The following is a 6,416-nucleotide window of genomic DNA, read 5'->3' as shown; positions in this document are numbered from 1 at the left end:
GTCGCCGTCGAGCAGGCCCTGCTCTTCGACCTGCACGGTGGAACCCTGAAGCCGCTGCAGACCGGCCCGAACGACACCGCCATCCTCGAGGGCACCACAGTGCATATCTCCGCCGACGCCGCTGGCCTGCTGAACGACACGTTCAAGACCGACGCCGTCAAGGCCGGCCTCCTCGTCGGAATCGCCAAGATCACCGTCAACACCAAGTAGTACTACTCCCAAGTAGGCCCCCGTTCGTCGAGCCTGTCGAGACGCTTTCCCTTCGACAGGCTCAGGGAACGACAAGGTACGAACGCCGAATGGCCCGCCACAGACGTGGCGGGCCATTCGTTGTTCGTTCGGCTAGTCGAGGTTGACCTTCGCGTTCTCGCTGCCGCCTCCGACGGAGCCGGTGACCTTCGACTTCACGAAGCTGATCACCGAGGCGATGCGGCCTCCGGGGCTGTCCCAGTACTCGGCGCCCGAGGCGGAGAACTTGAGCAGGGTCACATTCGGGTCCTCGGGGCCGTCGGGGAACCAGGCCTCGACGAACGGGTTCCAGTACTCCTTGAGTCGGGCCGGGTCATCCAGTTGCTTCGCCGTTCCGGTCAGCGAGACCCACGTGTCGTTCGAGGCGAACGAGACTCCGGCCACGGGGTTCACCTCGAGTTCGGCGACCTCGTGGGAGTCGCGGGCCACGATGAACCAGAGGTCGCCGTCGAACTCGGCCTCCTGCACGGTGAGGGGGCGCGCGACGAGTTCGCCGAGCGTGTTGACGGTGGTCACCATCGCGAAGCGGAAATCCTTGATGAGCTCAGCGACCTTGGCGACGTCGGCGGGTGAATCGGACATGTTTGTCTCCTTTTGTAGGTACTCGTCCAGCTTCATGCAGCGCGCGAGAGCACGACAGGGGATAGACTTGAGCCTGCAAGGGGAGTATTCCCGCACGGCTGACTCGTCAGTACGGACCCATCGACGGGTTCCGGGCAGCCGGCCTTCAGAGCTCTGAGGGTGGAAGAGACCTTGGTCCGACTACACCCGACCGTGGAGTTACCCCTATGCAGATCACCCCTCTCATCTGGCTGATCACTATCGCCGTGACGATCGCCTTCTTCGTCTTCGAATTCTTCGTGCACGTGCGCAAGCCGCACGAGCCCACCATCGCCGAGTCCGCTCGCTGGTCGGTCTTCTACATCAGCCTCGCCCTGCTCTTCGGTGTCGGCATCGGCATGGTCTCCGGCTGGAACTTCGGCGGCGAGTACTTCGCCGGCTACCTCACCGAGAAGGCGCTGTCGATCGACAACCTCTTCGTCTTCCTCATCGTGATGACCGGGTTCGCCGTCCCCAAGGCGTTCCAGCAGAAGGTGCTGATGATCGGCATCATCATCGCGCTCATCATGCGCGGCGCCTTCATCGCCGTGGGCGCCACGTTGATCGAGAACGTGTCGTGGATCTTCTACATCTTCGGCGCCCTGCTGCTGGTGCTCGCCTACCGCCAGGCATTCAGCGACCACGAGTCAGACCCGGCCAACGGCAAGATCGTGAAGTTCGCCCGCAGGGTGCTGCCGATCACCGACGACTACCACGGTGACAAGATCGCCGTGAAGATCGACGGCAAGCGCTTCTTCACACCCATGCTTCTCACCATCGTGGCCATCGGCTTCATCGACCTGGTGTTCGCGGTCGACTCGATCCCCGCCATCTACGGTCTCACCAACGAGGCGTACATCGTCTTCACCGCCAACGCTTTCGCACTCATGGGACTGCGCCAGCTGTACTTCCTCATCGGCGGCCTGCTCGAGCGCCTCGTCTACCTCGCCCAGGGCCTGGCGGTCATCCTCGCCTTCATCGGCGTGAAGCTCGTGTTCCACGCGCTGCACGTCAACGAGCTTCCGTTCATCAACGGTGGTCAGCACGTGGAGTGGGCGCCCGAGATCCCGATCTGGTTCTCGCTCGTGTTCATCGGTCTCACCATCGCCGTCGCCACGGTGCTCAGCCTGCGCAAGACGCGCGGCGACGCCCGACGAGACGAGGTCGAGGTCGCCGAAGACGCGAAAGAGGGCCGGCTCTAGACCGCAGGGCCGCTCGCGCGGAGGGCATTCCGGATGCGCGCCACGACGATGGCGCGCGCGTCGCGCCCTACGGCGGTCGGCAGCAGCGGGAACACGTGCACCTGCCCGACTCCCTCGTGATAGTCGAGCTCGACCCCGGCGCCCGCCGCCTTCTCGACGAGGAGGCGGGCGTCGGGGTTCAGCACGTCGCGCGTTCCCGAGAACAGGGTGATCGGCCCGAGTCCCGCGAGATCGCCGTAGAGCGGGCTCACCACGGGGTCGAGCAGGTCACGGTCTCCTCGCCAGTACTCGGCCAGGACCTTGCCGCCCGGGGTCGCGAGCCAGGGATCGCTGGGCTGAACCCGCGGGATCTCGGGGTTGCTCCACGTGAGATCCAGGGCCGGTGAGATGAGGATCGTCTGGGCGAGAGTGATGTCGTGGTCGTCGCGCAGGGCGAGGGCCGCAGACAGCGAGATCTGGCCGCCGGCGGAGTCGCCCGCGATGCTCGCGCTGCCGAAGCGATCGATGTTGCGTCGAACGAGATCGACGACGAACGCCGCCGTGTCGGCAGCCGTTCCGAAGGGAATCAGCGGGTAGATCGGGAGGGTGACGGTGGTGTTCGCCTCGGCCGCGATCTGCGCCGCGAGGTTCCAGTGCTGGCTCACGATCTCGTTGACCCAGCCGCCGCCGTGCACGTAGACGAGGCTGCCGACCGGCGTTCCGACCCGCGGCGCGACCGTGTACACGGGCCAGCCGTCGCGATGCTCGACGTCGACACGAACATCCGGATGCAGGCGGCCGGGCGGGGCGTACGACGTCGGCCTGAGCTCGCGGGCGCGCACGTGGCGCCGGGCCTCGTCGGCCGAGACGAAGATGCGGTTGGCGCGCGCGAGTCGCAGGGCGGGAGCGACGATGCCGCTCGGGAGGGTGACCATGACTCCTATTGTGGAGCGCGTTCCTGTGCTGCCGCGTCGAGGGCGCGCAAGTAGTCGGCGTTGCCGCGTAGGGCGGGTTCGTAGCGATCGATGTCGGGCGAGTGGATGCGATCGGCCGCCAACGAGAGCAGCTCGGCGACGGCCGCATCGCTGCGCGACGCCGCGTGCAGCGAGAGCGCAAGGAACACGCGCACCGAGTCGGAGTCGGGGTAGTCGGAGCGCGCCTCGCGGAGTACGGCGATCGACTCGTCGAAGAGTCCGAGGTTTCGCAGGGTGCTGCCGTATTGCAGCAGGCAACGACGGCGCGTGTCGCCCTGCAGGCCGGCGGCGAGGGCGCGTTCGTAGAAGCCACGCGCCCGTTGCTCGTCGCCCGCTGTGTCGTAGGCCCCTCCTACCTCATAGATGGCTTGGGGGTGATCGGGATACCTCGCCAGCAGCTCGGTGAAGTACTCGATCGTCGGGGCCATGTCGTCGCGGTCGCGACGCGCGTATCCCTCGGCGATCGCCGCGTCGAGCTGGGTCTGCTTCTCGTCAGCCGAAGACAAGCGCGTCTCCCGTTTCGAGCAGCGACTTGAGGCTCGAGAACACCATCGGCCACCCCTCGGTGACTCCGGCGAGGATCGCGCTGCCCGAGGCGAAGCCGGTGTGGGTCACCGTGAGCCTCGCCTGCGCGCCGAACGGCTCGACGTCGAACGTCGCGGTGGAGCGTTCCTCGGCCGCCATGGAGGCGCCGAGATCGTCGTCGTCGCCGACCGCGAGCACGAACTCGTCGGTGATGGTGTGCCAGGTGAACGAGAGGCGGTGCGGAGCCTCGGCCTCGAGGATCACCTGCTCGGGGTCTGCGATCGTGGCGCCGGCGACCTGCCAGGTCATGCTCGACCCCGGCATCCAATCGGTGATGTGTGTGACGCCCCAGAACTGGCTCGCCGACGACGGATCGGTGATGGCCTGCCAGATGCGTTCCGGCGTCGCGCGAATGTAGATCGTGTAGGTGAATGATTCGGCTGACATGCTCCCGACGGTAGCGGATGCGCGCGGGCGCCGACAGAGAGCGCCGGATGTCGGTGGCCGGGTCGACACTGTGCGCATGACATTCATGACCCCTCCGATAGATATCCTCCTGCAAGCATTTTTCGATACGAAAGTGCAGCGCGCGAAACCGGAGAGGAGACAGCGTCTGGGCGACGTCGACGCCCGGCTGCGTCAGTACCTCGAGACCGAAATACCGAGTCGGCTGTGCTCGGACTGCCAAGCCCTCATCGTCGCGGAGCGACAGTTCGACCCGCACAATGTCGTGGCTCGACTGTTCGACGCGGGCGTGCTGCTCGCCGCTTTGCCGGGATTCCTGGCGCCGCATCGTCTTGCGCCCGATTCAGCAGCCAGGCGAACTCAGTTCGAGGTCGTTCGAGGCCTCGGCCGCATGCTCGTCAACGACGAACTGGTCGACGTAGACGACTACGAGGCGTTCGAGGCCGCCATCTCCAGGGTCGTCCAGCGCCCTCCCTACCGCGGTCGTCGCCGGTGGTGACAGGGTGCTGGTGATGCCTGCGCGAGCGACGTAGTCTTCCGCCATGCGAATGCAGTCCTCCGCCTCGAGAATCGGGGCCCTCGAGCCCGGTGAGATCTTCGTCTTCGGTTCGAACGCGAGCGGGCATCACGGCGCCGGCGCCGCAGCACAGGCGCAGCGCGACTTCGGAGCGGTCTGGGGCGAAGGCCACGGGCTGCATGGCCAGTCGTATGCGATCGACACGATGAGTGGACTCGGAGTTCTCGAGCGCGAGATCGGTGTCTTCGTCGAGTTCGCCGAGACGCGCCCCGAGCTCACCTTCCTGGTCACCGAGATCGGCTGCGGCATCGCCGGGTACACGCCGGCCGAGGTGGCACCCCTCTTCACGCGGGCGCCGTTGAACGTGCGCCTGCCGGAGTCGTTCATCCGTGAATTGAACCCAGGCCGGCAGGGGGGCGTCAGACCTTGATCGTCGAAACTGGGTAGTCGAGAATCCTGTCGTCGGCCGTCACCAGCGTGAGTCCCTCGGCGAGCGCCTGGGCAACGAGCATTCGATCAAATGGATCGCGGTGCAGGTCAGGCAGGCCTGCGAGCACCGCAGCATGCGCGGCTGTAATGGGCAGGTCGACATAACCGTTCGCCTGGAGCCCTGAGCGCAGTGCCTCCACGTCGACATCGAAGTCGGGTCGCGCAAGCGAGTTCTTGATCGAGATCTCCCAGTGCGTGGCGGCGCTGACGATGAGTGTGTTCTCGGTGGACCGCAGCAGTGCGCGAGCTCGTGGCGTCAGGCGAGGGCTGTCGGTGGCAGCCCAGAGCACCACGTGCGTGTCGAGTAACAGCCTCATTCGTCAGCGGAGAACATCGCCGCGATGTCGTTTTCGGCGAGAGTGTCTGTGTCATCGGGAAATACGGCCCTCGATGAGAGAAAGCCGATTCGTTGCTGAATGACGTGCTCAGCGGCACTCAACGACACGAGCTTTGCAACAGGTCGGCCCGCTTTGGCGATGATGATCGCCTCGCCTGCTTCGGCAGCCGCCACGAGGCGTGAGAAGTGTGTTTTGGCATCGTGCATGTTCACTGTTCTCATGACACTCCTTTTGGCGGGCTTAGTCCGGTTAGTCTAGTCCGGTTCGATGCGAGTGCCGTGCTGAGTGGCTACAGTGGAATCCGTGAGTTCCTCTTGGTCATCGGCGTCGCCTCTCGGGCGTGAGGGGGTTGCCGGCGGTTTTCTCGCCGGCATCAGATAGCCCCGTTCCTCAGCCGCTTGCGTTCGACGCAGGCGGCCAAGCGGTGTGCGAACCGGCCGAGGCCGGGAACGTTCTGTGTGCGCATGCCGTCCGAATGGACATCCACCCGACGGCTTCGAGTCGCGGGTCGACACTGATTGGCTACTCATCATGTTTTCCCTGAACGACAAAACTATCCGCGACTCCTTCGTGAACGCGTCCCGTAAAGAACTCTCCGACCTCACACTGCCCGCAGACTTCGCCGAGATCGACTGGGCGAAGCTCGACTACTTCGGCTGGAACGACCCGAAGCGCCCCCGTCGCGCCTACATCGTGGTTCCCGTCGGCGACGTCGCGGTCGGCGTGCTGCTGCGGCGGGCCGACGCGAAGCCCGCATCCCGAGCCCAGTGCTCGTGGTGCCAGGATGTGCAGTTGCCGAACGACGTCGTCTTCTTCAGTGCCCGCCGCGCGGGCGCGGCCGGGCGCAACGGCGACACCGTCGGAACGCTCGTGTGCTCGGAGTTCGAGTGCTCGCGCAACGTGCGCAAGCGCCCGACCATGGCGTACATCGGCTTCGACGTCGAGGCCGCGCGCCTCGATCGCATCGCGTCGCTTCAGATCCGCGCGGCCTCCTTCGCAGAAGACATCAGCGCGACCGCCTGACCCGGCCCGCGCGCTGAGGTGCGGGAATCGGTCGCTTCGGCACGCGTCGAAGCGA

General features: G+C 65.7%; 10 protein-coding genes and 1 pseudogene. 5 read left to right on the top strand and 6 right to left on the bottom strand.

Annotated elements, in window-relative coordinates:
- Positions 1 to 210 (top strand): annotated as a pseudogene (locus tag ASF06_RS09970) (hypothetical protein); the annotation flags it as partial.
- A 132-nt stretch (positions 211 to 342) separates the two neighbouring features.
- Here the strand turns inward: ASF06_RS09970 and ASF06_RS09965 are convergent.
- Positions 343 to 831, bottom strand: coding sequence for a pyridoxamine 5'-phosphate oxidase family protein (locus tag ASF06_RS09965; RefSeq protein ID WP_055946157.1), 489 nt, complete (start codon positions 829 to 831; stop codon positions 343 to 345).
- A gap of 206 nt (positions 832 to 1,037) precedes the next feature.
- Between ASF06_RS09965 and ASF06_RS09960 the strand changes: the two genes are divergently transcribed.
- The gene (locus ASF06_RS09960) at positions 1,038 to 2,051 is read left to right on the top strand and encodes a TerC family protein (protein WP_055925515.1); all 1,014 of its coding nucleotides are present in this window, start codon (positions 1,038 to 1,040) and stop codon (positions 2,049 to 2,051) included.
- Here the strand turns inward: ASF06_RS09960 and ASF06_RS09955 are convergent.
- From ASF06_RS09955 to ASF06_RS09945, 3 genes are read right to left on the bottom strand one after another with little or no spacing between them, the layout of a single operon-like run.
- Positions 2,048 to 2,965 (bottom strand): alpha/beta hydrolase fold domain-containing protein, encoded by a 918-nt coding sequence (locus tag ASF06_RS09955; RefSeq protein WP_055946154.1) that lies wholly within the window; start codon positions 2,963 to 2,965, stop codon positions 2,048 to 2,050. The genes ASF06_RS09960 and ASF06_RS09955 overlap by 4 nt on opposite strands.
- A gap of 5 nt (positions 2,966 to 2,970) precedes the next feature.
- Positions 2,971 to 3,510: a tetratricopeptide repeat protein gene (locus ASF06_RS09950; RefSeq protein ID WP_055946151.1), complete on the bottom strand. Its 540-nt coding sequence runs from the start codon at positions 3,508 to 3,510 to the stop codon at positions 2,971 to 2,973.
- Entirely contained in the window at positions 3,497 to 3,976 is a 480-nt protein-coding gene (locus ASF06_RS09945; RefSeq protein ID WP_055946150.1) for an SRPBCC family protein, read from the bottom strand. The genes ASF06_RS09950 and ASF06_RS09945 overlap by 14 nt, the downstream gene beginning before the upstream one ends.
- Before the next feature lie 76 nt (positions 3,977 to 4,052).
- On the opposite strand from ASF06_RS09945, the gene ASF06_RS09940 reads away from it, so the two are divergent.
- Together ASF06_RS09940 and ASF06_RS09935 are read left to right on the top strand one after the other, a co-directional pair.
- The gene (locus tag ASF06_RS09940; RefSeq protein ID WP_162237698.1) at positions 4,053 to 4,493 is read left to right on the top strand and encodes a hypothetical protein; all 441 of its coding nucleotides are present in this window, start codon (positions 4,053 to 4,055) and stop codon (positions 4,491 to 4,493) included.
- 43 nt (positions 4,494 to 4,536) lie between these two features.
- On the top strand, positions 4,537 to 4,941 hold the full coding sequence (locus ASF06_RS09935) for an A1S_2505 family phage non-structural protein (protein ID WP_055946145.1): 405 nt from the start codon (positions 4,537 to 4,539) through the stop codon (positions 4,939 to 4,941).
- Here the strand turns inward: ASF06_RS09935 and ASF06_RS09930 are convergent.
- Entirely contained in the window at positions 4,931 to 5,317 is a 387-nt protein-coding gene (locus tag ASF06_RS09930; protein WP_055946142.1) for a type II toxin-antitoxin system VapC family toxin, read from the bottom strand. The genes ASF06_RS09935 and ASF06_RS09930 overlap by 11 nt on opposite strands.
- Positions 5,314 to 5,559: a type II toxin-antitoxin system Phd/YefM family antitoxin gene (locus tag ASF06_RS09925; RefSeq protein ID WP_055946139.1), complete on the bottom strand. Its 246-nt coding sequence runs from the start codon at positions 5,557 to 5,559 to the stop codon at positions 5,314 to 5,316. The genes ASF06_RS09930 and ASF06_RS09925 overlap by 4 nt, the downstream gene beginning before the upstream one ends.
- A gap of 310 nt (positions 5,560 to 5,869) precedes the next feature.
- On the opposite strand from ASF06_RS09925, the gene ASF06_RS09920 reads away from it, so the two are divergent.
- Positions 5,870 to 6,361 (top strand): FBP domain-containing protein, encoded by a 492-nt coding sequence (locus ASF06_RS09920; protein ID WP_055946136.1) that lies wholly within the window; start codon positions 5,870 to 5,872, stop codon positions 6,359 to 6,361.
- Positions 6,362 to 6,416 lie beyond the last annotated feature (55 nt).

It is taken from the genome of Agreia sp. Leaf244 (genome assembly GCF_001422695.1).
Taxonomy (GTDB): Bacteria; Actinomycetota; Actinomycetes; order Actinomycetales; family Microbacteriaceae; genus Agreia.
The sequence above is the reverse complement of the archived record's forward strand: the minus strand, read 5'-3'. Positions and strand labels throughout refer to the sequence as shown.